We start from the raw sequence: 24,794 nt of genomic DNA, 5'->3' as shown, positions 1-24,794 counted from the left end.
TTATTTGCTGGATATGATTATATTCAATCATGATTGATTATATGTGAGCAACTTCAAATTATTCAACTTCAATTTCGCCTATAAATTCCCCTGACGATGTGAGGAGTATCGACCTTAATGATTGAGCTCACTCTTACCAAGACTTAATGACAGGAAATGCAAGCATGAATATAGGCAGCACAATCATCAGTGGTTATCAGTCGTTGCATGACATCGGCTATTTACTGGCTGGAAAACATCAGGTGGTGCTGGTTAGCGATAAAAATATTATTGGATTGGCACCCGTGCAATCGCTGCTCGACCAGTTAAACAGTGCTGGCTGCAGCGTGCGTATAATCGACAGCGTTCCTCCCGAGCCGAGCCAACATGACGTTGCTGCTATCCTTAAAACGCTAAACAAGCAGCGCGCCGATATGGTGATCGGCGTGGGCGGAGGAAGCGTGCTGGATGTGGCCAAACTGCTGTCGCTGCTGTGTGCGGGAGATGAAAAAGTGACATTAAACGGCCTGTTGGCCGGTGAGAAACCCCAGCGACGTACAACCTCCCTGCTCATTCCTGCCACCGCCGGCACGGGTTCAGAAGCCACGCCCAACGCCATTCTGGCAATCCCTGAAAAAGAAACCAAAATCGGCATTATTACACCGGTCATGCTGCCCGATTACGTGGCACTGGTGCCAGAACTGACGACCAGCATGCCCGCGCGCATTGCGGCCTCGACCGGCATCGATGCCCTATGCCATTTATTCGAATGTTTCACGTCAGTGATAGCCAATCCGGTCAGTGATAATTACGCGCTGGTTGGAATGAAAAAGTTATTCGCCAGCATCGAAACAACCGTGACAGAACCGGGGGATCTTGAAGCTCGCTTGAATATGCTTTGGGCATCTTATTATGGCGGTGCATCGATTGCCCATGCGGGTACACATCTGGTACACGCTATGTCATACCCGCTCGGCGGGAAATATCACATTCCTCACGGCATCGCTAACGCCATTCTGCTGGCACCCTGTATGGCATTTATCAGACCTGCCGCGGTGAGTAAGTTCGCCCAGGCTTACGACCTGATACCCGATGCTGACCTGCTGTTGGGTGAAGAGGACAAATCCCACGCCTTGGTGGAATATTTTGACGCACTCGTTCACCGCCTGGACTTACCGGTCAAATTAAGCCAGTTGAACATCACACCTGATGACATTGCTTATTTGTCGCAAGGGGCAATAGAGGTACAACGTTTGATTAAAAATGTGCCCATGCCGATTGAGAAAAAACACCTAGAAGAAATTTATCAGAGTATTCGCTAACACCTTATTTCGTATCTAATTACACCGACGTGAAGAGAATAAGATGAATAATATTACTGGAGTCTATACCGCGATAGTGACCCCTTTCTCCGCGAGTGGGGAGCTCGACGGCGTCGCATTGCGCGAGCAGGTGAAACGTCAACAACAGGCTGGAAACAACATTTTCTGTAATGGCACTAACGGCGAATTTTTTATGCTCAACGAGCAGGAGAAGATTCGGGTGACCGAGATATGTCTTGAAGCGGCGGGGAGTGACACGGGCGTCATGTCGCACGTGGGTGAGATTTCAACCTCCGCCACTATCCGCTTAGGCAAGCATATCGAGACGTTAGGCGTGCGCGCCGTGTCGGTGATTACCCCGTGGTTTGCGACGCTGCGCCCGCAGGAACTGATTGCACATTTTCGTGCGGTTGCCGATGCTCTGACCGTTCCCGTGTATCTCTATAACATTCCTGCGCGAACCGGTAATACCTTAACGCCCGCCATTGTTCGCGAGTTGGCCAATCATCCAAATATTAAAGGAATTAAGGACAGTGCCGGTTCATGGGAAAGCCTGCAGGGGTTCCATGAAGTGAGTAAGCAATTTACCGATTTTAGTGTGCTAACCGGACCTGACTCGCTTATTTATCGTGGGTTTACCGAAGGCAGCATCGGTTGCATCTCAGGCATTGCCAATATTATTCCGGCACAGGTGAATGCGGTTTATCGGCATTTGCAGGAAAAAAATGCCGCAGCGGCAGAAGCCGTCCAGGCAGACATCAATCAGATCCGTACCCATCTCTACGGTATTGCTTTTTCACCGGCCGTCGTTAAAAAAGCCGTGAATTTGCTCGGCTATAACGTGGGTGAAAGCCGGTATCCGGTGGACTTTACGCAGGACGATACGAATAAGATCCTGGCCGTTATTAAAGATTTTAATTTGCGCGGTTAACCGCGCCTTACCTTCTGTCTCAACTCTACACCTGCGTATGAAAATGTGCAGGCGGGGTCCCCCTACGCGCTGTGTGAGGAAAAAATGAAAGAATTTAGCTCATCAGATACGTTTATCATTATTGGCATCGTATTAGCCTACATCCTGTTCACTACTTGGTTAACCTATCGATTACGAAGTAAAAATACCGGTGATTTCATGGAGGGATCGCGTGCGATGCCGGCCTTTATCGTCGGCGTGCTGCTGATGTCGGAATATATTGGTGCAAAATCCACTATCGGTACGGCGCAAGCCGCATTTGAAGGGGGATTTGCCGCCTCTTGGTCAATCCTGGGAGCCGCAATCGGCTTCCCGATCTTTGGTCTGCTGCTGGTGAAACGTATTTATAATACGGGGAAAATCACCATCTCAGGTGCCATTGCGGAGAAATACGGCAACACCACTAAAAACATAATTTCAATCATCATGATTTATGCGTTGTTGCTGGTCAATGTGGGTAACTACGTCAGCGGGGCGGCGGCGATTTCCACCGTTCTGAAAGTTAATCTGCCCGTCGCGGCATTTATTACTGCCGTAGTCAGTACATTCTATTTCGCGTTCGGGGGAATGAAGGGCATGGCGTGGGTCACCATGCTGCACAGCGCCATTAAGTATATTGGCGTCCTGATCATTCTGGGTATCGCCCTGCATATGACCGGGGGTGTCATGCCGATGGTGAAAGAAATGCCTGACTTCTATTGGACCTGGGACGGCAGCATTGGCGCCAGCACTATTTTTGCGTGGCTGATCGGAACCATCGGTTCCATCTTCTGTACTCAGTTTGTGATTCAGGCAATTTCTTCCACCAAAAGCGCAGAATCTGCGAAGCGCGCGACGTGGGTTGCATTCTTTTTCTGCATTCCCATTGCGCTAGCCATTGGCATGATTGGCGTAGCGGCAAAATTCCTGCATCCAGAAATGAACAGTCTCTACGCCTTGCCCATCTTCATTCAGGACATGAATCCTTGGCTTGCAGGCCTGGTGACCACGTCTTTGGTGGCATCGATTTTCGTCAGCGTCAGTACTGTCGCACTCGCTATAGCCTCGCTTATTGTGAAAGATTTCTACGTGCCGTACCGCAATCCAACGCCGGAGCGCGAGTTTAAAATGACCCGCTGGCTCTCATTGCTCATTGGTTTTCTGCCACTGATCTTCGTGCTGTTGGTCCCTGAGGTGCTCAAGCTTTCTTTCTTCACCCGTGCTATCCGCCTGTCGATATCCGTCGTCGCCGTTATGGCCTTCTACCTGCCGTTCTTTAAAAGTGCACGCGGCGCTAATGTTGGTTTGATTGGAGCCTGTGTCGTGACCTCTGTGTGGTATCTGCTTGGTGATCCGTTTGGGATCAACAATATGTACATTGCGTTGGTCACTCCGGCGATCATCATGGTGATTGACCGCATGATCCCTCAGCGCGCAGTGAAGCATAAGGATTCGCACATTATTTCAAAGTCAGGAGCATTAAGATGACCCTCAATACGTTAAACATCGACAGTATCGGATTCATTAAGGCTGCAGAGGATGACGCAGCACGTATGGATGCCATGCTGCCGTCCGACTGTCCACAAAACCATGCAGCGAATCTGCTGCCTATGCCCGACGGTAGCCTACTGTGTGCGTGGTTTGGCGGTACGCAAGAGGGTATAGCAGATATCTCTATCTATATGTCGCGTCTTGATAACGGTGCACGGGCGTGGAGCCAGCCAGTAAAATTATCTGAAGATGACAGCCGCTCAGAACAAAATCCGGTGCTGTTTCTCGACCCCGATAACGTGCTTTGGTTGATGTATACCGCGCAAAAATCGGGAAATCAGGAAACCGCAATTGTGCGTTTTCGACAATCTCAGGATTGGGGAAAAAGTTGGGGAGAGATCGGTACCCTGCTCGACCAACCCGGCACCTTTATTCGTCAACCGGTTACTGTGTTAGCAACGGGAGAATGGTTACTTCCGGTGTTCTATTGCCGCACAAAACCGGGTGAAAAATGGGTCGGTAACAACGACGACAGCGCGGTAAAAATATCCACCGATAAAGGGAAAACCTGGCGAGATGTTAGGGTGCCGGAAAGCACCGGTTGCGTGCATATGAACATTACACCCTTGTCTGATGGGAGTCTGCTGGCGCTGTACCGGAGTCGCTGGGCGGATTTTGTCTACCAAAGCCGCTCCCATGACGGCGGCAACAGTTGGACGTCACCCCAGCCCACGGAGCTGCCGAACAATAACTCTTCTATTCAGGTGACCACCCTTCTCAACGGCCATTTGGCATTGGTATTTAACAAAATGAGTGCCGCAGATGCCAGTGAGCGTCGTGCATCACTTTACGATGAAATCGAAGATGACGAAGGCGATGAACGTGCTGAGGCGAAGGTAGAACCCGGCAAGAGAAGTGCTTTTTGGGGCGCTCCGCGTGCGCCGATGACACTCGCCATTTCCGAAGATGGGGGTCTCACATGGCCTTATCAACGGAATCTTGAAACGGGTGATGGATATTGCATGACCAACAATTCTCAGCAAAAGCTGAACCGCGAATTCTCTTACCCGAGCATCAAACAGGGGCCGAATGGCGAACTGCACATTGCTTTTACCTTCTATCGACAAGCCATTAAATACGTATGCGTCGATGAATCTTGGGTGAAAAGCTGAAACTCACTTTGCCCGCTTGATGCGGGCTATTTCATCAGGAGCATGAGCATGATTGCAGGAAATTTACACTCACTAGAAATGGCTACCCTACCCGATGCCCTACTGCAGGTCCTTACGTTGCCGGCATGTTCGCTGGAAGCACTCCGTGCACGGGAAGATGGACGATTCCAACCTGAGGGAGCAGCCTGGTTTTGCAGTATCGCTAATGCTAACACTTCGCCTGCAGATGAGCGGCACACTGAGTTCCACCAACAATGGCTGGATATTCAGGTCGTGCTAGAAGGGGAGGAAATTATTGGTTTCGATACCCACAGCGTTATCGGTCAGTATGCGGTGGAGCGAAAACCGGATCTCTTTATCCTTGAAAATTCCCGTTTATCCAATCAGATTTTGCTGCGTAGCGGTGATTTTGTGACTTTCGCACCGGGGGAACCGCACCGTGCATTATGCTGCAACAAACGTCCAGCGGTGGTACGTAAGGCTGTGTTTAAAATCCCGTTTTCTACCATGAAGGTGTAAATCATGGACGATGCGAACGTAAAACATGCGCTGGTAACGGGATGCAGTTCCGGCATCGGTGAAACGGTATGCCAAACATTGTTGGCTCAGGGGTGGAAAGTGACTGGGTTAGCGCGCCGCGAAGTGCTTGACCCGTCCCCCCATTTCACCAGCCTGTCTCTGGATATAACCGATACCGTTAAGCTGGCTAGCTTACTGGAAGAGTTGCCGCCCATCGATGCAGTCATTCACGCCGCCGGTATGATGAAAGCCGCGCGGCTAGGTCAGCTGGATTTTCAAGCCAGTGAAATGTTGTGGAAACTTCATATTGGCGTTGCTGAAGTACTGGCCGATCGTTTGGTGGATAAAATGCCGGACGGCGGCAGAATTGTGCTGCTTGGTAGCCGTACATCGTCAGGCGTTGCCGGGCGCAGCCAGTACGTGGCCACTAAGTCTGCGATGATTGGCATGGCCAGAAGCTGGGCTGCCGAATTGGCGCCGCGGGGCATTACTGTCAATGTTGTGGCACCTGGCGCGACTCAAACACCGATGCTATCTACCCCTCAGCGACAGAGTTCTCCCCCTAAATTACCGCCTATAGGGCGTTTTATCCAGCCGCAGGAAGTGGCCAGTCTTGTCTGTTATTTACTGTCACCCTCTGCTGCAGCCATTACTGGCCAGCAATTGGTCATTTGTGGTGGCGCATCATTATGAAATGACTGGCTTGCTGGATCCGGTCGAACATATCATTATCACAAGGGCCACGCGCTGACGGGGCTGGTGTCGGAGCCGTGCTGAAGGCTCCGCTTTTTAAATAGTTCGTGATGCCCTTCGCAAAAAATAATTTTCGCTGTTGCTGACCAGATAGCCTTATGGCGATACTCCAGACGCAACGCGTTCATACCGGTTGCCAACGCATTTTTATTGAGGCGTGTTACTGCTCAGGCAGGCAAGACCAAAATAAGAATGCACTTCTTCTCAGGGGAGGTGCATTTTCATTTTGGTCTTTTTTTTTGCTTTTTTTCACCAGGGAAAACATATGGACTACACACAGCTGGGTATTGAGATTTTGACGCACGTGGGAGGCAAACAGAACGTCAATAAACTGACGCATTGCGCTACACGTTTACGGATGGAGTTTAACGATGACGCCAAGGTCAATGCAAAAGCTATCGAAGCGTTGTCGGGCGTGATAAGCGTGGTCGAGCGCGGGGGGCAATTCCAGATTGTGGTGGGTAACAACGTGCAGCAAACCTTCCGCGCGATGCAAAAAGAGATAGGCGATCTCAGCGGGCAAACCGGCATGCAGCAAAAGCAGAAAACCAAAGGCGGAATTATTTCGCAAATCATCAGCGTGATTTCGACCACTTTCACGCCGGTTATTCCGGCCATTACCGGCGCGGGGATGATCAAAGCGTTGTTGGCGATTTTAAAACTGACCGGCGTAATAAGCGCCACCAGCCCGACCTATCACTTGCTGGATACCCTTTCTGACGCGGCTTTTTTTTTCCTGCCGGTGCTGCTGGCGTACGGTGCCTCGATCAAATTCGAATGTAATCCGATTCTGGCCATGACGATCGCGGGTGCGCTATTGCATCCTAATCTGGCGCAGATGAGAGCGGCGGGCACGGCGATTGATTTTATCGGGATCCCGGTACGTCTGGCTGATTATGCCGGTTCAGTGTTGCCGATTATTTTCACCGTCTGGCTGATGTCGTATATCGAGCGCTTTGCCGAGAAAGTCTCACCGAGTATGATCAAGTTCTTCACCAAACCAATGATTATCTTACTGGTTACTGCGCCGTTGGCACTGGTGGTGGTCGGACCGTTTGGTATTTTCCTCAATGACGTGGTGGCCAGCGGTGCAGCGGCCATCGATGGTAAAGCCAGCTGGCTGATCCCGATGTTGATGGGGGGATTGCAGCCGTTCCTGGTGATCACCGGCACCGCGTGGGCAATGACTCCGATTGCTACCGGACAGCTCACCAGGAATGGTTTTGAGATGATTAACGGGCCGGGCATGCTGGCTTCCAACATTGCTCAGGGCGCGGCGACACTGTGCGTGGCGTTTCGCACTAAGAATAAAAATCTCCGTCAGCTAGCCTCTTCGGCCGGTTTTACCGCCCTGCTCGGCATAACCGAACCCTCGTTGTATGGCGTGACGCTGAAACTGCGCAGACCGCTCATTGCGGCGATGATCGGCGGCGGATGTGCCGGTATTTATGCCGGGTTGAGTGGTCTGGTTCGCTACGCGTTTGTCTCGCCAGGGCTGGCAGCATTACCGGCATTTATCGGCGAAAACCCGATGAACATCGTCCATGCGCTGATTACCTGCGCGATCGCTATCGTTGTGACGTTTGCGTTGACCTGGATTTTAGGCTTTGACGATCCGGTGGATGACGTGGCAGACCAGCAGGATGCGACACCGGTATGCGCCGCACAACAACCGATAGCTAGCCCGCTCGCCGGTGAGTTAGTGGCGCTGGATCAGGTGAGTGATGATGTCTTTTCACAAGGACTTTTAGGACAAGGTATCGCAATTATCCCTCACGAAGGGCTGTTGCGCGCACCGGTTGATGGTGAAGTGGTGACGTTTCTGCCCTCCCGACACGCTGTCGGGATACGCGGCGAAAAGGGTGTGGAAATTTTGATGCATATCGGCATTGATACCGTCAATTTGGCCGGTCAGCATTTTACCTCTGAGATTCAGGTGGGGGATCGCGTCAAAGTGGGTGATGAACTGGTGCGTTTTGATATTGCCGCCATCACCGCATTGGGCTACGAGATCATCACACCGATACTGGTGGTTAACAGTGAAGAATATCCGCAACTGATGTGCCGCAACCCGGGGAACGTCGCTTTTGGTGAGCAGATCATCACGCTGAACGATGATAAGGAGAACGCATGATTTTTCAGACACTGGAAGGGTTTCCAAAAGATTTTTTGTGGGGCGCGTCGACGTCGGCTTATCAGGTAGAAGGGGCATGGAATGAAGACGGTAAAAGTCCGTCGGTTGTTGACATGCTGATTCATCCTGAAGAGACCGCCGATTTTACTGTTGCCAGCGATCACTACCACCGTTTTCGCGAAGACGTTGCTCTCTTCGCTGAACTGGGCCTGAAGGCCTACCGTTTCTCGGTTGCCTGGACGCGTATCCTGCCGGCGGGCACCGGCGAGGTAAATCAGGCTGGGCTGGCATTTTATCAGCAACTGATTGACGAGTTACTGCTCCACGGTATTGAGCCGGTGGTGACGCTCTATCATTTCGATCTGCCGTACGTGCTCGAACAAAAAGGAGGATGGGCGAACAGAGAGACGATCGATGCGTTTGTGGAATACGCCGACGTTTTATTCACCGCCTTTGGTAGCAAAATAAAATACTGGCTGACCATCAATGAACAAAATACGCTGATTCTGCACCCAGGCGCGATCGGGTTGCCTAAGGGGGGCGAGTTACCGCCGAAGAAGGTGTTGTACCAGCAAAATCATCATATGATGGTGGCGCAAGCCAGAGTGATGGCGCGTTGTCATCAGCGCTGTCCTGCGGGGAAAATCGGCCCGGCCATTAACACAACGTCGATGTATCAGGAAACCTGCCATCCGCTGGATGCCCTCGCTGCCCATAACTGGGAAACCCTGCGTTGCTGGAGTTTTCTTGATGTCGCGGTTCATGGTCGTTACAACGCGCTTGCATGGCGCTATCTCGAAGATCGCGATTTGGCGCCGGTGATGGAACCCGAGGACGCATTGCTCCTTTTGCAAGGGAAGCCGGATTATGTGGCGATCAACTACTATTCAACGGCGACCCTCGCCGCCAGCCGCGGTGATGCTTCAGACATCAGCGCGCGGGCGGGCGACCAACAAATTATGCTGGGAGAACCGGGCGTCTATCGCGCCGCAGAAAATCCGTTTGTGGCTAAAACGCAGTATGGCTGGGTGATCGATCCCGTGGGGCTGCGTCTGACATTGCGCAAAACCTGCGAGCGCTATCACCTGCCTATTTTGATTACGGAAAATGGCATTGGCGCACCGGATACCTTGCTGCCGGATGGGTCAATCAATGATGATTACCGCATTGAATTTATGCGTCAGCATGTTGAGCAGATGCAGCTTGCGATCAACGATGGTGTTGAGCTTCTTGGATATTGCCCGTGGGCCGCTATCGATGTAGTCAGTACGCATCAGGGCTACGCCAAGCGTTACGGATTTATCTACGTGAACCGGGGTGAAAAGGACTTGATGGATCTGCGACGTATCAGAAAAAACAGCTTCGGCTGGTATCAGCGCTTAATCGCGTCAAATGGCGTACATCGCTAAATAAAAGAGGTTTATGGCTGAGAAGATGAAGGTCATTAAGGTACTCAATAATAGCCTGGTGCTATCAACGGATAGCGATAACAACGAAGTTATCGTCATGGGCAAGGGTATTGGCTTTGGCGGCAAAGTGGGTGACGTTCTCGACCCGGCAAGCATCGAGAAAATTTATGCGGTACAAGATAATCAGAAAGGCCGTGAATATCTTCGTCTGATAGAGGATACGCCGGAAGCGCATATTGAGATTGTGCAGATGATCCTCGGCCTGGCGAATGCCGGGCTGAAAGGAGGCGTTAACGAACAAATCTTTTTCACACTGGTCGATCATATCAGTTTCGCCATTGAACGTTATCACAAGGGCATCAGCATCCAGAACCGATTGTTGTTCGAGGTGAAGCGTTTCTACCCCCATGAATTCACCGTGGCCCTGCAGGCGCTGGCGTATATCAATCAGCGCCTGAATATCCAGCTTCCGGAAGAAGAGGCGGCTAATATCGCCTTTCATCTGGTCAACGGCCAAACCGATGTGCAAAACATGGAACATACGCTGCTGTCGGTGAAAATGCTGAAGGATATTTTCAATATTATTCAGTATCACTTTCGCATCAGCATCGACACAGACTCGCTCAATTACGCCCGCTTTCTGGTTCACATGCAGTTCTTCATCCAGCGGATGGTGGAAAAAAAGCAGGTGGTTTCCAAGGATAATTTCATCTTCTCGCAGGTCATCCGGGAATATCCCCACGTTTACCGCTGCGCGCTGCTGATCCGCGATTACATTAAAAACCTGCTGGAAATGGTGATGTCCAACGATGAGTTGCTGTATCTGGTGATTCATCTGACGCGTATTACAGAGAAAGAAGAGTGAATACATATGAAATTATGAATATGTTATTGACTCAACACTGACAAGAAGCGACACTTGCTTTAATCTTTTACTCAGGAATTCTCATGCCGCAACTTCTGCCCCTGCAACTTTTCAAAAATCTGTCTGACGATACGCGACTGAGCCTGGTGCTGCTACTGCGCGAGAAAGGTGAGCTCTGCGTCTGTGAGCTTTCATCCACCCTGAAAGAAACGCAGCCAAAAATATCCCGGCACCTTGCCCTGCTGAGAGAAAGCGGTCTCCTTCTCGACAGGCGTGACGGCAAATGGATCCATTATCGTCTGTCACCACACATGCCTGCGTGGGCAGCGGTAGTCATTGAGCAGGCTTACCTGTGTCAGCGGGATGACATTCTTAAGCTCAGCCAGCAAGCCGAACGCGACAACGGCACTCCCTACGGCAAGCCTGTCTGTATTTAAAATTTTGCCTTAACATATGCGTTTAAATAAATATGTTATGCCTCAATTTTCATCATCCCGTTTTTGCGGCAGTTATCTTTAAGGAGAAACGGTTATGTTTCTGGCGATCGCGATATTTGTCCTGACGTTGGTTTTGGTCATCTGGCAACCGAAAAGGCTGAGTATAGGCTGGAGTGCCGTCATTGGTGCCGCGCTGGCGCTGCTGACCGGCGTGGTTCACCCCGATGATATTCCGATCGTCTGGCAGATTGTCTGGAACGCCACGGCCACCTTTATCGCCGTCATTATTATCAGCCTGCTGCTGGATGAGTCCGGCTTTTTTGAGTGGATCGCGCTGCACGTGTCACGCTGGGGAGGCGGTAAAGGCAGACTGCTGTTCACTTATATCGTGCTGCTGGGCGCGTCGGTGGCGGCATTGTTTGCCAACGATGGCGCGGCACTGATCCTGACGCCGATTGTTATCGCTATGCTGCTGGCGCTGGGCTTCAGTGCCGGTGCCACGCTGGCGTTTGTGATGGCGGCAGGCTTTATCGCCGATACCGCAAGCCTGCCGCTGATCGTCTCAAACCTGGTGAATATCGTCACGGCTGACTTCTTTAAATTAGGTTTCAGCGAGTACGCCTCGGTGATGGTTCCGGTCAATCTTGCCTCCGTGGCCGCCACGCTAATGATGCTGCACCTGTTCTTTCGCCGGGATATTCCGGTCAGTTATGACCTGACAAAGCTGAAAGCGCCACGGGAAGCCATACGCGACTCACGCACTTTTAAAGCCGGCTGGGTGGTATTGCTTCTGCTGCTGATCGGCTTTTTTGCCCTGGAGCCGCTCGGCGTGCCGGTAAGCCTGGTAGCGGCAGTGGCGGCGTTTATTCTCTGGCTGGTTGCCCATAAAGGCCAGATCATTGATACCCGTAAGGTGCTGAAAGGCGCGCCCTGGCAGATCGTTATCTTCTCACTGGGCATGTATCTGGTGGTATATGGCCTGCGCAACGCCGGCCTGACGGATTATCTTTCTATTGCCCTGAACCGGTTTGCAGAGCACGGCATTTGGGGTGCAACGCTCGGCACCGGTTTCTTGACAGCGGCGCTCTCTTCGGTGATGAACAATATGCCAACGGTGCTGGTTGGCGCGCTGTCCATTGAAGGCACTACTGCGCAGGGCGTGGTGAAGGAGGCGATGATTTACGCGAACATTATCGGCTGCGACCTCGGCCCGAAAATCACCCCTATAGGCAGTCTGGCTACTCTGCTCTGGCTGCACGTTCTGGCTCAGAAAAATATCAGGATAAGCTGGGGCTACTATTTCCGCGTGGGCATCGTTATGACCCTGCCGGTGCTTTTCGTGACGCTGGCCGCGCTGGCCTTGCGCCTGTCCGTTTAAGTTATTAAAGGGCCGGTACGGTCCCGTCTGGAGAACCGCTCATGACTGATATTACCCTCTACCACAACCCCGCCTGCGGGACGTCCCGTAATACCCTGGCGTTAATCCGCAACAGCGGCGTAGAACCGGCAGTCATTCTGTATCTGGAAACGCCGCCGACCCGCGATGAGTTAAAAAAACTGATTGCGGATATGGGGATCAGCGTGGGCGAACTCCTTCGCAAAAATACCGAGCCCTATACGCAGCTGGGGCTGGCGGAAGGCCGGTTCAGCGATGACAAGCTGCTGGACGCCATGTTAGCTCATCCGATCCTGATCAATCGCCCGGTGGTGGTGACTTCGCTTGGCACCAGGCTCTGTCGCCCGTCAGAAGTGGTTCTGGATATTCTGCCGGACCCGCAGCGGGGGGCGTTTGCCAAAGAGGACGGTGAAGGGGTAATTGACGAGCGCGGCTATCGCGTCAGCCAATATTAATGAATCGGACTAATAAACCCTAGCTGATTATCCCACCTAATCCAATAAAACAGTTTGCGTTATGCTTTCCAACATAACAACGGAAGGATAACGTCATGCAAACTGTAAAACTGAACAACGGCATTGAAATGCCCTTACTGGGGTTTGGTGTATTCCAAATGACGGATGCCACTGAATGCGAGAGAGCCGTTATTGATGCCATCGAAACGGGATATCGCCTGATCGATACTGCAGCCTCTTACCAGAACGAAACCCAGGTCGGGAACGCACTGAAGCAGAGCGGTATCGCACGTAACGAACTCTTTGTGACAACCAAACTTTGGCTGCAGGATACCCATTACGAAGGCGCTAAAGCACAGTTCGAACGCTCTCTGAATCGACTGCAACTTGACTACGTTGACCTGTACCTGATTCACCAGCCTTACGGTGATGTCCATGGTGCGTGGCGTGCCATGGAAGAACTGCAACAGGCAGGCAAAATTCGCGCTATTGGTGTCAGTAACTTCCATCCTGACAGACTGGCTGATCTTATCGCTTTCAACAACGTTGCCCCTGCAGTAAACCAGATTGAAGTTAACCCCTTCAACCAGCAGTTAAATGCCGTTCCATGGAATCAAAGCCGTGGCATTCAGCCGGAAGCTTGGGCACCGTTTGCAGAAGGTAAAAATGGTCTGTTCCAGCATCCTGTGTTAACGGCGATTGGCCAAAAGTACGGCAAAAGCGTGGGTCAGGTTGTTCTGCGGTGGATCTTCCAGCGCGGCATCGTTTCGCTGGCTAAAACGGTGCGGAAAGAGCGCATGGAAGAAAACATTACCCTTCTCGATTTTGAACTCAGTTCTGAAGATATGCTGCAGATTGCCGCCCTTGATACCGCAACCAGTGCATTCTTCTCTCATCGCGATCCCGCGAGGGTGGAATGGCTGACCGGCCGCAAACTTGATGTTTAAGCCGCAATAAAAGAGGAATTCATTCAATGCAAAAACGTTATCTGGGAAAATCCGGACTCGAAGTATCGGCCCTTGGACTTGGTTGCATGGGTCTCAGCCACGGCTACGGCCCGGCGACAGATACCCGTCAGGCTATCGAACTCATTCAGACAGCAGTTGAACGCGGCGTCACTTTCTTCGATACCGCCGAAGTGTATGGCCCATTTGTGAATGAAGAGGTTGTCGGCGAAGCCTTGAAACCCTTTCGCGATCGCGTCGTCATCGCCACCAAGTTTGGTTTCACCTTTGGCAATGATAACAAGCAGCAGGTTTTAAACAGTCGTCCGGAGCATATCCGTGAAGCCGTTGAAGGATCATTACGCCGTCTCAAGACAGACGTTATTGACCTGTTGTATCAACACCGTGTTGATCCGGATGTCCCCATTGAAGATGTCGCGGGAACGGTGAAAGACCTGATAGCTGAAGGTAAAGTCAAGCATTTCGGTCTGTCCGAAGCGGGTGCGCAAACCCTTCGTCGTGCGCATGCGGTACAACCTGTCACTGCCCTGCAAAGCGAATACTCCATGTGGTGGCGCGAGCCTGAGCAGGAGATCCTGCCGTTGCTGGAGGAACTGGGTATCGGTTTTGTACCCTTTAGCCCACTAGGCAAAGGCTTCCTGACCGGCTCGATCAAGTCAGGGACGACGTTTGGTCAGGATGATTACCGCAGCACCGTGCCGCGTTTCGCCGCGCAAGCGATTGAAGCTAATGAAAAACTGGTCACTTTACTGGCTGAACTCGCAGCTGATAAACATGTGACGTCAGCTCAAATCGCGCTGGCTTGGTTGCTGGCACAAAAACCGTGGATTGTTCCCATCCCGGGCACCACCAAAGTCCACAGGCTGGAGGAAAACCTGGGCGCTGCTGAAATTATTCTTTCTCAGGATGACTTACTTCAGGTCACACAGGCGCTTGAAAAAGTAAAAATCGTCGGCGAACGTTACTCTCCGGAACATCAGGCTCGTGTCGGCCGTTAAGACCCAAGCGGGTCCACAGCAATTGCGGACCCGCTATTCTGAGTAGCGAAGTGCATCGATCATCAACGCAAAAGCGGGTGGATGCTGCTTACGGCTGGGGTAGTTATTGCCTCGATGTCTGGCCACCGCCTGCCGGCCCTAACGGCTGAACAAAATAAAGCTTTGGCTACCACGCCGGCTGATGAATTGTTGAGCCTGGCCATGCTGCAACCCGATCGGGTAGTCGATCCACTGAATGCTTATCAGATTTCAAAACGTGGCAACGCCCTGAGAGTCATGGCCGAAGCCGTGCGCTGGGGTAAGCGCGGAGCGCGCATCAACACCATCAGCCCCGGCATCATTTTCACACCGCTTGCTCGTGATGAACTTAATGGCCCACGCGGACCGGGATACAGAAAAATGCTCGAGGGCAGCGCCGTCGGACGCGGCGGGACACCTGATGAAGTGGGCAACGTGGGTGCTCTACTGATGGGGGAAGAAGGTGCCTTTATTACGGGCAGCGATTTCCTGATGGACGGGGGCGTTACGGCAGAATATTGGTTTGGTGACCGCTCAGAAAATTAACACCGCTGCAGATTATTGTATTAATAACGTGTATTCATGACAGTAAACGCCAATATATTTAGATTTATTTATTTGCTCAAGTCTCTTATCGAGAGGAGACGTGATATTTTTCCTGGCCTATTAATGCCCCAAACACAGCCAATGTCATGGGCCTCAATGAATACTGGAGGAAAAGCCTTGAGCAGAAAATTTGACTTTAAGACGGTGATTGACCGCCGTTCACGCTTGTCCACTAAATGGTTGGAGGTCAATGAATTTGCCGACAGCCTGTCTGGACCGGTGATCCCACTGTGGATTGCCGATATGGATTTCAAATCCCCGCCCGTGGTGGTCGACGCCCTGCAGCAGGCGGTTGAGCACGGCATTTTTGGCTACAGCGAGTGGCCAGCGGACTTTTTTGCACTCTTTTGCGGCTGGCAGGAGGTTCGTCACGGCTGGAGAATCGACCCACAATGGGTGCTGCCCTGTGAGTCGGTTATTAGCGCGATGGATATTGCCATTCGAGCCAACAGTCAGCCCGATGACGAGGTGATTATCTTCTCACCCGGGTTCAGCACGTTTAATCGTATTATCAAGCATACCGGCCGCCGCGTTATTGACGTGCCGTTAGTTGAAAATGAACGCAGCTATTCATTGGATATCGCCCGCCTCCACGCCGCAATTACGTCGCGTAGCCGAATATTGATCCTGTGTAATCCGCACAACCCGATTGGCAAAGTTTGGCGGTCAGAAGAATTAAGGCAGATTGCCGAGCTTTGTCAGCACCACGGATTATTACTCCTGTCCGATGATGTGCATCAGGACCTGATTATCGGCGATACGCCCTACACGCCGGTCGCCAGCCTCAATCCACAGTTTGCTGATTTTACCATTACCTTTACATCCCCCTGTAAGCCCTTCAATCTCAGCGGTTTACCGATTACCCATCTGGTGATTAAAAATGCCGAAATCAGAAAAAAGCTGAGTGATGAGTTAGAAGAGTTAAGCGTTCATCAGCCGAATATGCTGGGGATGATTGCCTGCGATGCTGCCTATCGACACGGAGCGCCCTGGCTTGATGCGCTGATTGAAACACTACGCGGTAACTATGCGCTGCTTGAAAAAGGGCTGCAAGATATCGCCAACGTGACCTTATTCCACACCGAGGGCACCTATCTGGCGTGGCTGGATTTCAGAAAAAGCGGTTTAACGCATGCTCAATTGCAGCAACGTCTGATTAAAGATGCGGGTTTGCTACCCAACAGCGGGCTTAAATTTGGGACTAACGGCGAGGGTTTTATGCGTCTTAATTTCGCCCTGCCGCAGTCTGAGTTGGTCAAGGTTATTGACCGTTTAGCGCGCTGTTTTAGCCGCGGCCATTAGCGGCCTTAAATTCCCTGAACGCGCGTAATATCGGGCTGCTGCGCCTTCGTTTTTTTGTTCATCCATTTCCCGGCAACTGCCGCCAGCGTAGCGCACAGCAGGTAATAGATAAGCCCAATGAATAGGAAAATCTCTGCCGGATAGATTTGCACGCGGTTATTGACCTGGCCGGCAACGGTGGTCAGCTCTGGGACATTGACGATAAACGCAAGTGAGGTGTCTTTTAGCAGCGAAATCAGCAACCCAAGATAGGATGGCAATAGGTTCGACAAGGCCTGCGGTAATAGCAATACCCGCAGTATCTGCCACTGGCTGAAGCCCGACGCTAATCCCGCCTCGCTCTGTCCGGCAGGCAAAGACTCTAGTCCGGACAGCGTCGAATGCATCACCGCTGCTGAGGTGAACCACGCCAGCGCTAATATCACCGTCAGCGTACCGGGGATGGCGCTGCCAAACACCACCGGCATCAGGAAGTAGAGCCAAAAAATAACAAAAATAAGCGGAATACCGCGAATAAAGTCAGCCCAGATAAATAGCGCACGCCGCGTCCAGCCGCCAAACCGCCACGCCAGTGCGGCCATCGCAACGCCCAAAACCAGCGAAAGAGCACCCGCAGATATCGCCATAATCAGCGTCAGCAATACGCCGCCCGGATCGCCGTCGGCCACTCTCCCCCACAGCAGATAGGTGAAATTGTCGTGCAGTACCGAATAATCAAACGCCATGACCTTCTCCCTGCGCTTTCACCGCAGCCAACAGTAGCGGCTGGCGCTTATTTGGCCGACGTGGGCCGAGCGCCATCATTAGCCAACCCATCACCAAACCGAGCAGCAGATAGAGCACGGTGCCGACGGCAAACCCTTCCAGTGCATGGGCGTTGTAGCTCTCAATCTGGCTAATCTGGTAGGTGAGTTCAGAGAAACCAATACCTGTCGCCAGCGACGAGAGCTTCATTAGATTGAGATACTGCCCGGCTATCGGCTGCCAGGCGTTAATCAGCCCCTGCGGCAACAACACGTGGCGCAGCATCGCCCAGCGGCTAAACCCCTGAGACATCGCCGCTTCGGTCTGCCCGTGAGGCACTGAATTGAGTCCGGCCTGTACCTCTTCGAGCAAAAATGCCGCGCTAAATAGCGCCAGCCCCCAGCCGGCGCAGAGAAATTCTGGCGTCAGCCATGAAACATTAACCGGTAGAACTGCCCAAAGATGCACGTCGCCGATGTATAATCTCAGCCCCTGCGGCAGCGCGCCGTAAGCGGCGAAGTACCAGAACAACAGCTGCACCAGCAAGGGGGTATTGCGAAAAATAGAAACATACACCGCCACCACACTGCGCCCAACGCGCCCCGGTGCTAAACGCAGCGCCAGCAGCAACAGCGTCAGTAAAGTCGCCAGTGCGCTGCCCGCAATGGTCACGTAAAGCGTGGTGAGAAAGCCGGAGATGATCCACTGCAGCGGCTGACCGGTTAATACCCCGGCCCAATCCAGATGCCACGTCATCAAAGCTCCCTCCCGGTTGCCGCCTGTAATGGGAACAAGACTTTTTGCAAGAAACGCTGTGCACGTGGGTGCACCGGACGGGTGAAAAAACTCTCCGGATCCGCCTGCTCGAGAATTTCCCCGCCGTCCATAAACACGACACGATCAGCAATCTCACGAGCAAAACTCATCTCGTGGGTGACCACAATCATGGTGATGCCACTGTGCGCCAGCGCTTGCATCACCTGCAGGACTTCGCCGATCATCTCTGGGTCAAGTGCCGAGGTCGGCTCATCAAAAAGGATAATTTTCGGGTCGGTCACCAGCGCTCGGGCGATCGCCACCCGCTGCTGCTGACCACCGGAAAGCTGCGAAGGAAAGTGATGTGCACGGTCCGCCAGCCCTACGCGCTCCAGCAGTTCGCTGGCCTTTTGGCGCGCCTGTACCGGCTTCCAGCCGTGTACTTTCACCAGCGCCAGACTAACGTTGTCCAGCGCATCAAGATGGGCATAGAGATTGAACTGCTGAAATACGAAACCGATGTGGGTGCGTAATTCACGCAGCGCTTTGCCGCTCAGCCCAGATGTCGGCTGAGTGTGAACCAGGATCTCGCCGCTGGTCAGCGTCTCAAGATGATTAATCATACGGATCAGCGTGGATTTCCCCGAACCAGACGGGCCACACACCGCGACCACTTCACCGGCGGTAACGCGCAAATCGACATTGCGGATCACCTGATGCGGGCCAAACGATTTACTGACCTGACGAAACTCAACCGCGAGCGGTTTGCCGTCAGGCTGTGGATACGAAAAAACCGCAGACGAGTCTGCGGTTGTTGAAGAAGGTTGCTGCATTAGCTGCCTGCCTGATTATTTTGCTTCGATCTTAAACAAACGCGGTTGGGGTGATTTAGTTTGTGGTCCAAACCAGACATTATAAATTTTGGTGGCTTCACCCGTTTTTTCCAGACTCAGCAACTCATCGTTTACCGCTTTCAGCAGGCTGGTTTCACCTTTTTTAACACCCACGCCGATCTCTTCTTTGCTCAACAATTCAGGCAATACTTTGTATTTTGCTTTGTCCGGCGCACCATCGAGCAAACCGGCCAAAATGGTGCTGTCCTGAGTGATGGCCTGTACGTTGCCGCTACGGAGGGCAGAAAGCGCCAGCGGAATATCGTCATACGCTAACACGCGCGACTGAGGGAAGCGGGTATGCAACTCCTGTTCGCCGGTGGTGCCCTTCACTACACCGATGCGCGCCGTAGCGTAAGCATCCAGTTTGTCAGGTGAAGCTGCCGGGACCAAAAATTGCTGACCGGTCACGAAATAAGGTACCGAGAAGTCCACCACTTTGGCACGTTCTGGCGTGATAGTAATATCGGCAACGATAATGTCAGCCTTGCCAGACTGCAGCAGTGGAATACGGTTAGCAGGATTGGTCGGCACCAATTTGAGCTTCACGCCAAGGGATTTGGCAAGCGCTTTAGCGAAGTCTACATCGTAGCCCACAATGTCATGAGTTTTAGCATCGACTGAACCGAACGGCGGATTTGAGTCAAAGGTAGCTACGTTGATAACACCCGCTTTTTTAATATCCGCCAATTGGTCAGCATGGGCGGCGAAGGTGGTGACACCGCTCAGTACCAGCAGCGTCAGCGCGGAAAGGGAGGACAAAGAACGTGCGTTAATAGCCATGTATTTTCCTTATAAGACACCGCCAAATTGGCAGAAATTGTTAACCGCAGACCCTGCGCCAGCGGGCATTTTTATCTTGTAAAGCAGAGGATTACACAGGCTATAAAACTGCACTACGAACAAAAACTCATATCAATAGCTGCATGCTATATAAGCAAAACTTATTAACAAAGAATTAACCTTCTAAAAAATATCAACTCAATACGTTGAGGTAAATTTCTCAAAACTGGCCACCAGATTGTCGATGAAAACGCGGGTCCGTGATGGCATTAAGCGTCTTCCGGGGAAAACGGCCCAAACCGGCACGCCCGGACATTCCCAATCCTCAAGTACTCTAACCAATTCTCCACTCGCCAGAAAAGGATGGGCAAAATGTGTCGTTACGCTGGTTATCCCCGCGCCAAGACGCGCCAGATTAATTAACACGTTCGGTGAGTTGGCGACTGCACGCACCGGCGGGCTTCCCTCCCAAGACTCTCTGCCTTGAGTGAGTTTCCAGGGCGCTATTTCTCCTACGCGGGTGCGCAGTCTCAGTACGGCGCGCGCCATTAACTCCTCGGGATGGTGAATAGTCCCATGCTTTTTGATAAATGAAGGAGCCGCATAGAGCGCCACTCGAAAGGTGCTTAGCTGCCTGGCCACCAGCGTTGAATCGTTTTGCAGGTCGCCCATCCGCAACGCGACATCATAACTTTCACCAATAATATCCACGCGCTGCTGAGAGGAATCGATATCCAGCGTCACGTCTGGATACCTCTCGATAAAGTCCGCTAACAGTGCACCAATCATATTTTGAGAGAAATCGCCGGGCAGAGATATGCGTAACTGCCCGGAAGGCTTTGCCTGCCGGTGCTCGGTGAGGGCCAGCATGGCTTCCATTTCGGCTGAAATTTGCTGCGCATGACGCAGGACAGCCTTCCCGTATTCGGTGATGACCATCTTGCGCGTAGTCCTTATCAGCAACCTTTCACCGAGCTGATTCTCCAGCGTGGAAATACGCCTCGACACCGTTGAATTTGGAATATCAAGACGTTCGGCGGCCCCTGAAAAGCTTCCTTCCTCAACCACGTAGGTAAACAACACCATGTCTGCCGGATCGAATCTCATCATTATGCCATTTTTGGGAATATGTTATCCATTTATGCAGTTTATGCCCATTAACGAAGGAGTTAAAGTGCGTTCAGCGCCGAGTCCGCAGCGAGGCATTTAGCATCATTGTCGGCGCTCAGTTACCGAATCTAAGAACAAGTTTGAAAGTCGTGTTGAGAAAGTCTTAAGTCTTTGTTTTAAGGCCTGAGAAAAACGATGACACTTGATCGCATTAAATCAATTGCTTAAATAAACAGGAATATAAAATGCGCTATTTTTCCATTGCCAAATACAGTGATGCCACACTGCTCGTCACGCGCATACTGCTGATGCTTTTATTTGTTATTTTCGGCTATGAAAAACTGGTCGGATTCAGTGGGACAATCACTTATATGAGTTCAACCGGCTCCCCGTTTCCAACGTTATCGGCCATTGTGGCGGTCGTGCTCGAGTTTTTTGTCGGTATTGCCCTAATCTTGGGTTTTTACACCCGACCACTGGCGCTGATTATGGCCGCCTATACGGTGGTCACAGCGTTAATTGGTCACCCTTTCTGGACCATGACTGGCGCAGCGCATTATGCGAATGAGATTAACTTTTACAAGAATGTGGCGATTGTCGGCGGCTTAATTTTGCTGGCGCTTATTGGCCCGGGAAAATATTCCCTTGACCGCAAATAGATTGGAATACGTTGATTCTGTTGTTTGTGGATGGGTGGACGTTATGACGTTTTGAGTGATGTTTCACACAACATTCGACAACGCTTAAAGGCCATGAATGCCACATTCAGGGCCTTTTTTCATTCCTCAATGCGGCGTTTTATCGTATCGATACCGCAAGATTAATTCCCGTCGCCCTGCTCTCAAATGTTTGCCAACGCCGGTTTTTGCATCACACGCGTTATGCTAATGATCGCCGCGCTTACCGCCAATGTACCTGCCAGCATGAGAGAGGCGTAAGTTCCATGGGTTAAAAACAGGTTAAACATCAGTGCAACCAGTGCTGCACCCACAGTTTGCCCCAGTACGCGCGCCGTGCCTAACAGCCCGCTGGCTCCCCCGCTCCTGTTGCTCGGCGCAGATGAAACGATGGTGTGGTTGTTGGGAGACTGGAATAAACCAAAACCTGCGCCGCACAAGAGCATGCGCCAAACAATATTTAAATGTGCAGGGTCTGGTGGCAGCAGCGCTAAAGCAAACAGGCCGCAAGAAAATATAAGCAAGCCTATTCCACCCAGCACGCCAGAATGATAGCGCCCCACCAAACGGCCAGAAAAAGGCGCCATCAACATCGTCGCCAATGGCCAAGCGGTCATTAATAACCCGGTAGAACCGGCATCCAGGCGCAGGGAGTTCTGCAAGAAAAACGGCAGAGAAACAAACGCCAGCGTATAGGCGGCAAAAGAACACATTGACGTGCACAGGGACAAGCTAAAAATAGGAATACGCAGTAAATCTAGCGGTAAAAGAGGCAGCGGACGGGAGAGTTCTCGACGAATATAAAACCCACCGATAATAATTAAGCTGACTACCTCAGCAAATATCAAATGATGATTAACCCCCTGAGCATAGCCGCTGATAGCACTAATAAATAAACCAAACGTTAGCGCATTCAGCAGGCTGCTAATAAAATCAAACCGTCGCCCAGGGTTTTTAAGCGGATTTTCCGGCAAATATTTGAACCCCATACACAGTGCAATTATTCCAATTGGCAAGTTAATGGCAAATAGCCAAGGCCAGGAAGCGATTGAGAGTATGATCCCCGCCACGGTAGGGCCTGCAGAGGCCGATACAGAAACGATAATAGCGCCAGTCGCTATTCCACGCGCCAGCAGTTTTTTCGGGTAGATGATTTTAATCATTGCCATATTGACACTCAGAATGGCAGCCGCTCCAAAGCCTTGTAAGATTCTGGCGACGGTAAGCGAGAGCAGTGAATCTGACATTGCGCAGCCCAGCGACGTAAAACTAAAGACCAGTAGCCCAATCTGATAAACCCGTTTATAGCCAAAGATTTCCCCCAGTGAAGCGAGCGACAGCAATGACACGGTGATAGCGAGCTGATAAGCATTGACTATCCATATCGATGACGCGGCACTGGCATTGAAGTCGCGAGCAATGGTGGGTAGCGCCACATTGGCCAGCGAACTGTCTAATACCGGCACGGTAATACCCAGCGCCAGGGTCAAAATAGCCCCCAATCGCTGTGGGTTAGGAAGTCCATCTTCAAGCACGTTTTTCATAAATTAATGTCAAATTTTGCCAATCGCATGAGAAACATCAGTCTGTATAGTGACCCCTTCAAATGACGCCAGAGAAGCAACGGCGGTCAACGCGTCAGCGGAACAAGCCTTTTTTCAATCAGTCTTGCAAACAACGTTGCGCCCACGGGCAAAATAGCATCGTCGATGATGAATCCCGGATTATGCACCGGCTTCTCTCCGCTATGGCCCAGCGTAAAGAAAGCGCCCGGCGCATGCTTGAGCATATCGGCAAAATCTTCACTGCCCATGCTCGGTTTTGAGATGTTCGACACGCGGCTATTTCCCAACACTTCACGCCCTACTTCACTGACAAATTCCGCAGCCTCTGCATCATTGCTCAGCACAGAGAAAACGTCTCGAATATCGACCTCGGCCGTGAGGTTGTGAGCCGCCGCGGTATTAGACGAAATTTCACGAATACGCTTACGTATTGCCTCACGAACGCTGTCAGAAAATGCCCGTACGGTGCCAGAAAGAACTGCACTTTCGGGGATAACGTTGTAGGCAGAACCTGCCTCAATGCGCGTAATTGACACCACGGTAGGATCTGAGGGAGAAATATTGCGACTGACTATGGTTTGCAGTGCCTGAATCAGCGCGCCTACGGCGGGAATAGGATCATAAGCAGCATCGGGGTGCGCGGCGTGGGCACCTTTGCCCTTTAGGCGAATGTCGAAGAAATCGGCCCCCGCCAATGACACCCCAGCAGAAACGCGAAGCAAATTAGGTTGTGAATAGGCCGCTGGCGCGTTGTGCAGGCCGTAAATTTCATCCATCGGAAAATCGCGGAACAGACCATCGGCAATCATGGCTCTTGCGCCACCCAGCCCCTCCTCCGCCGGCTGAAAGACAAAAATGACCGTACCAGAAAAATCACGTGTCTGGGCAAGATAACGGGCCGCGCCAAGCAGAATGGTGGTGTGCGCATCGTGACCACAGCCGTGAAACTTGCCGGGGTAAACCGAGGAAAACGGTAATCCTGTGTCTTCGTGCATGGGTAACGCATCCATATCGGCACGCAGTCCCACTGTGCGTTTATTATCGGTATGCTTGCCCCGAAGCCTGCCAATAACCCCCGTGCCACCATAACCACGAATGACCTCTATTCCCCATGATGCCAGCTTTTCGGCTACAATTGCCGAGGTTCTCACCTCTTCAAAACCAATTTCTGGGTGTTGATGAATATCATGGCGAATGGAAATCAATTCAGGAAGATAGCTGGCAATTAAGGGAATAATTTGAGGCGCAACGTTTTCAAGAGTTTCATCAATGAATTTCATGTTTTTCCTTAAGGATAAATTGAGCGTTTACTCAAAAAGAATAACGGCTCTTATCAATAACACTCAGGGTTTACTACCCCATTTTGCGAATGTGATTACTTTACCCATAAAAGTATTTTACAAACCAGAACTTTCAAAAAAATTAAGTCAATTCGTCGCCATATCCATTATATCGATAATCTATTAAGAAATTAAGATAAACAAACAGTGAATTTG

Annotated in this window: 24 protein-coding genes and 1 pseudogene; 17 read left to right on the top strand and 8 right to left on the bottom strand. The window is 51.5% G+C overall.

Features of this window, described 5'->3' with window-relative positions:
* The first annotated feature begins 164 nt into the window (after positions 1–164).
* From GA565_RS10470 to GA565_RS10405, 14 genes are all read left to right on the top strand, one after another.
* Entirely contained in the window at positions 165–1,301 is a 1,137-nt protein-coding gene (locus GA565_RS10470) for an iron-containing alcohol dehydrogenase (protein WP_152198403.1), read from the top strand.
* 43 nt (positions 1,302–1,344) lie between these two features.
* Positions 1,345–2,232 carry a dihydrodipicolinate synthase family protein gene (locus GA565_RS10465; protein WP_152198402.1) on the top strand — a complete coding sequence of 296 codons (888 nt, stop codon included), beginning with the start codon at positions 1,345–1,347 and terminating at the stop codon, positions 2,230–2,232.
* 84 nt (positions 2,233–2,316) lie between these two features.
* Positions 2,317–3,738, top strand: coding sequence for a sodium:solute symporter family protein (locus GA565_RS10460; RefSeq protein ID WP_152198401.1), 1,422 nt, complete (start codon positions 2,317–2,319; stop codon positions 3,736–3,738).
* The gene (locus tag GA565_RS10455; RefSeq protein ID WP_152198400.1) at positions 3,735–4,913 is read left to right on the top strand and encodes an exo-alpha-sialidase; all 1,179 of its coding nucleotides are present in this window, start codon (positions 3,735–3,737) and stop codon (positions 4,911–4,913) included. Before GA565_RS10460 ends, GA565_RS10455 begins: the two co-directional genes overlap by 4 nt.
* Positions 4,914–4,961: 48 nt before the next feature.
* Positions 4,962–5,432: a YhcH/YjgK/YiaL family protein gene (locus GA565_RS10450; RefSeq protein ID WP_152198399.1), complete on the top strand. Its 471-nt coding sequence runs from the start codon at positions 4,962–4,964 to the stop codon at positions 5,430–5,432.
* Between the two features lie 3 nt (positions 5,433–5,435).
* Entirely contained in the window at positions 5,436–6,125 is a 690-nt protein-coding gene (locus tag GA565_RS10445) for an SDR family NAD(P)-dependent oxidoreductase (protein ID WP_152198398.1), read from the top strand.
* Between the two features lie 325 nt (positions 6,126–6,450).
* Positions 6,451–8,319 carry a beta-glucoside-specific PTS transporter subunit IIABC gene (locus GA565_RS10440; protein WP_152198397.1) on the top strand — a complete coding sequence of 623 codons (1,869 nt, stop codon included), beginning with the start codon at positions 6,451–6,453 and terminating at the stop codon, positions 8,317–8,319.
* On the top strand, positions 8,316–9,728 hold the full coding sequence (locus GA565_RS10435) for a glycoside hydrolase family 1 protein (RefSeq protein WP_152198396.1): 1,413 nt from the start codon (positions 8,316–8,318) through the stop codon (positions 9,726–9,728). Before GA565_RS10440 ends, GA565_RS10435 begins: the two co-directional genes overlap by 4 nt.
* 25 nt (positions 9,729–9,753) lie before the next feature.
* Positions 9,754–10,593 (top strand): BglG family transcription antiterminator LicT, encoded by an 840-nt coding sequence (gene licT / locus GA565_RS10430; protein WP_152201424.1) that lies wholly within the window; start codon positions 9,754–9,756, stop codon positions 10,591–10,593.
* Positions 10,594–10,676: 83 nt separating this feature from the next.
* On the top strand, positions 10,677–11,030 hold the full coding sequence (locus tag GA565_RS10425) for a metalloregulator ArsR/SmtB family transcription factor (RefSeq protein ID WP_084982497.1): 354 nt from the start codon (positions 10,677–10,679) through the stop codon (positions 11,028–11,030).
* Positions 11,031–11,124: 94 nt separating this feature from the next.
* On the top strand, positions 11,125–12,408 hold the full coding sequence (locus tag GA565_RS10420; RefSeq protein WP_152198395.1) for an arsenic transporter: 1,284 nt from the start codon (positions 11,125–11,127) through the stop codon (positions 12,406–12,408).
* 41 nt (positions 12,409–12,449) lie between these two features.
* A complete protein-coding gene (gene arsC, locus GA565_RS10415; RefSeq protein ID WP_152198394.1) occupies positions 12,450–12,881 on the top strand; it encodes a glutaredoxin-dependent arsenate reductase in 432 nt (143 codons plus the stop codon).
* Positions 12,882–12,976: 95 nt separating this feature from the next.
* Positions 12,977–13,828 carry an aldo/keto reductase gene (locus GA565_RS10410; protein ID WP_152198393.1) on the top strand — a complete coding sequence of 284 codons (852 nt, stop codon included), beginning with the start codon at positions 12,977–12,979 and terminating at the stop codon, positions 13,826–13,828.
* A 26-nt stretch (positions 13,829–13,854) separates the two neighbouring features.
* Positions 13,855–14,844: an aldo/keto reductase gene (locus tag GA565_RS10405; protein WP_152198392.1), complete on the top strand. Its 990-nt coding sequence runs from the start codon at positions 13,855–13,857 to the stop codon at positions 14,842–14,844.
* A 33-nt stretch (positions 14,845–14,877) separates the two neighbouring features.
* Here the strand turns inward: GA565_RS10405 and GA565_RS10400 are convergent.
* Positions 14,878–14,946 (bottom strand): annotated as a pseudogene (locus GA565_RS10400) (transcriptional regulator); the annotation flags it as partial.
* Between GA565_RS10400 and GA565_RS10395 the strand changes: the two are divergent.
* Together GA565_RS10395 and GA565_RS10390 are read left to right on the top strand one after the other, a co-directional pair.
* Positions 14,926–15,408, top strand: a complete 483-nt coding sequence (locus GA565_RS10395) for an SDR family oxidoreductase (protein WP_370518033.1) — start codon at positions 14,926–14,928, stop codon at positions 15,406–15,408. The pseudogene GA565_RS10400 and the gene GA565_RS10395 overlap by 21 nt on opposite strands.
* A 177-nt stretch (positions 15,409–15,585) precedes the next feature.
* Positions 15,586–16,770, top strand: coding sequence for a MalY/PatB family protein (locus GA565_RS10390; protein ID WP_226950943.1), 1,185 nt, complete (start codon positions 15,586–15,588; stop codon positions 16,768–16,770).
* A 5-nt stretch (positions 16,771–16,775) separates the two neighbouring features.
* On the opposite strand, the gene GA565_RS10385 is transcribed toward GA565_RS10390, so the two are convergent.
* The 5 genes from GA565_RS10385 to GA565_RS10365 all read right to left on the bottom strand — a co-directional run bounded on the left by GA565_RS10385 (position 16,776) and on the right by GA565_RS10365 (position 21,056).
* Positions 16,776–17,495, bottom strand: coding sequence for an amino acid ABC transporter permease (locus GA565_RS10385; protein WP_152198390.1), 720 nt, complete (start codon positions 17,493–17,495; stop codon positions 16,776–16,778).
* Positions 17,485–18,270 carry an amino acid ABC transporter permease gene (locus tag GA565_RS10380; protein ID WP_084982489.1) on the bottom strand — a complete coding sequence of 262 codons (786 nt, stop codon included), beginning with the start codon at positions 18,268–18,270 and terminating at the stop codon, positions 17,485–17,487. The genes GA565_RS10385 and GA565_RS10380 overlap by 11 nt, the downstream gene beginning before the upstream one ends.
* Positions 18,270–19,103 (bottom strand): amino acid ABC transporter ATP-binding protein, encoded by an 834-nt coding sequence (locus tag GA565_RS10375; protein WP_152198389.1) that lies wholly within the window; start codon positions 19,101–19,103, stop codon positions 18,270–18,272. The genes GA565_RS10380 and GA565_RS10375 overlap by 1 nt, the downstream gene beginning before the upstream one ends.
* Before the next feature lie 15 nt (positions 19,104–19,118).
* Complete coding sequence (locus GA565_RS10370) at positions 19,119–19,946, bottom strand: ABC transporter substrate-binding protein (protein WP_152198388.1); 828 nt, start codon at positions 19,944–19,946, stop codon at positions 19,119–19,121.
* 198 nt (positions 19,947–20,144) lie between these two features.
* Complete coding sequence (locus GA565_RS10365; RefSeq protein ID WP_226950942.1) at positions 20,145–21,056, bottom strand: LysR family transcriptional regulator; 912 nt, start codon at positions 21,054–21,056, stop codon at positions 20,145–20,147.
* 245 nt (positions 21,057–21,301) lie between these two features.
* On the opposite strand from GA565_RS10365, the gene GA565_RS10360 reads away from it, so the two are divergent.
* Positions 21,302–21,715 carry a DoxX family protein gene (locus tag GA565_RS10360; protein WP_084982483.1) on the top strand — a complete coding sequence of 138 codons (414 nt, stop codon included), beginning with the start codon at positions 21,302–21,304 and terminating at the stop codon, positions 21,713–21,715.
* A gap of 182 nt (positions 21,716–21,897) precedes the next feature.
* Here the strand turns inward: GA565_RS10360 and GA565_RS10355 are convergent, their stop codons facing one another.
* Both GA565_RS10355 and GA565_RS10350 read right to left on the bottom strand, forming a co-directional pair.
* Positions 21,898–23,277 carry an MFS transporter gene (locus GA565_RS10355; protein ID WP_152198387.1) on the bottom strand — a complete coding sequence of 460 codons (1,380 nt, stop codon included), beginning with the start codon at positions 23,275–23,277 and terminating at the stop codon, positions 21,898–21,900.
* Between the two features lie 86 nt (positions 23,278–23,363).
* Positions 23,364–24,578, bottom strand: coding sequence for a M20 aminoacylase family protein (locus GA565_RS10350; protein WP_084982479.1), 1,215 nt, complete (start codon positions 24,576–24,578; stop codon positions 23,364–23,366).
* Positions 24,579–24,794: the final 216 nt, after the last annotated feature.

Source organism: Rouxiella sp. S1S-2, from assembly GCF_009208105.1.
Classification (GTDB): domain Bacteria; phylum Pseudomonadota; class Gammaproteobacteria; order Enterobacterales; family Enterobacteriaceae; genus Rouxiella.
This window is presented reverse-complemented; position numbering and strand designations above follow the sequence as displayed.

Coding starts and splice junctions, on each gene's coding strand:
- GA565_RS10470 (WP_152198403.1), top strand. CDS start 165: ATGAATATAGGCAGCACAATCATCAGTGGTTATCAGTCGTTGCATGAC.
- GA565_RS10465 (WP_152198402.1), top strand. CDS start 1,345: ATGAATAATATTACTGGAGTCTATACCGCGATAGTGACCCCTTTCTCC.
- GA565_RS10460 (WP_152198401.1), top strand. CDS start 2,317: ATGAAAGAATTTAGCTCATCAGATACGTTTATCATTATTGGCATCGTA.
- GA565_RS10455 (WP_152198400.1), top strand. CDS start 3,735: ATGACCCTCAATACGTTAAACATCGACAGTATCGGATTCATTAAGGCT.
- GA565_RS10450 (WP_152198399.1), top strand. CDS start 4,962: ATGATTGCAGGAAATTTACACTCACTAGAAATGGCTACCCTACCCGAT.
- GA565_RS10445 (WP_152198398.1), top strand. CDS start 5,436: ATGGACGATGCGAACGTAAAACATGCGCTGGTAACGGGATGCAGTTCC.
- GA565_RS10440 (WP_152198397.1), top strand. CDS start 6,451: ATGGACTACACACAGCTGGGTATTGAGATTTTGACGCACGTGGGAGGC.
- GA565_RS10435 (WP_152198396.1), top strand. CDS start 8,316: ATGATTTTTCAGACACTGGAAGGGTTTCCAAAAGATTTTTTGTGGGGC.
- licT (WP_152201424.1), top strand. CDS start 9,754: ATGAAGGTCATTAAGGTACTCAATAATAGCCTGGTGCTATCAACGGAT.
- GA565_RS10425 (WP_084982497.1), top strand. CDS start 10,677: ATGCCGCAACTTCTGCCCCTGCAACTTTTCAAAAATCTGTCTGACGAT.
- GA565_RS10420 (WP_152198395.1), top strand. CDS start 11,125: ATGTTTCTGGCGATCGCGATATTTGTCCTGACGTTGGTTTTGGTCATC.
- arsC (WP_152198394.1), top strand. CDS start 12,450: ATGACTGATATTACCCTCTACCACAACCCCGCCTGCGGGACGTCCCGT.
- GA565_RS10410 (WP_152198393.1), top strand. CDS start 12,977: ATGCAAACTGTAAAACTGAACAACGGCATTGAAATGCCCTTACTGGGG.
- GA565_RS10405 (WP_152198392.1), top strand. CDS start 13,855: ATGCAAAAACGTTATCTGGGAAAATCCGGACTCGAAGTATCGGCCCTT.
- GA565_RS10395 (WP_370518033.1), top strand. CDS start 14,926: ATGCTGCTTACGGCTGGGGTAGTTATTGCCTCGATGTCTGGCCACCGC.
- GA565_RS10385 (WP_152198390.1), bottom strand. CDS start 17,495: ATGGCGTTTGATTATTCGGTACTGCACGACAATTTCACCTATCTGCTG.
- GA565_RS10380 (WP_084982489.1), bottom strand. CDS start 18,270: ATGACGTGGCATCTGGATTGGGCCGGGGTATTAACCGGTCAGCCGCTG.
- GA565_RS10375 (WP_152198389.1), bottom strand. CDS start 19,103: ATGCAGCAACCTTCTTCAACAACCGCAGACTCGTCTGCGGTTTTTTCG.
- GA565_RS10370 (WP_152198388.1), bottom strand. CDS start 19,946: ATGGCTATTAACGCACGTTCTTTGTCCTCCCTTTCCGCGCTGACGCTG.
- GA565_RS10365 (WP_226950942.1), bottom strand. CDS start 21,056: ATGATGAGATTCGATCCGGCAGACATGGTGTTGTTTACCTACGTGGTT.
- GA565_RS10360 (WP_084982483.1), top strand. CDS start 21,302: ATGCGCTATTTTTCCATTGCCAAATACAGTGATGCCACACTGCTCGTC.
- GA565_RS10355 (WP_152198387.1), bottom strand. CDS start 23,277: ATGAAAAACGTGCTTGAAGATGGACTTCCTAACCCACAGCGATTGGGG.
- GA565_RS10350 (WP_084982479.1), bottom strand. CDS start 24,578: ATGAAATTCATTGATGAAACTCTTGAAAACGTTGCGCCTCAAATTATT.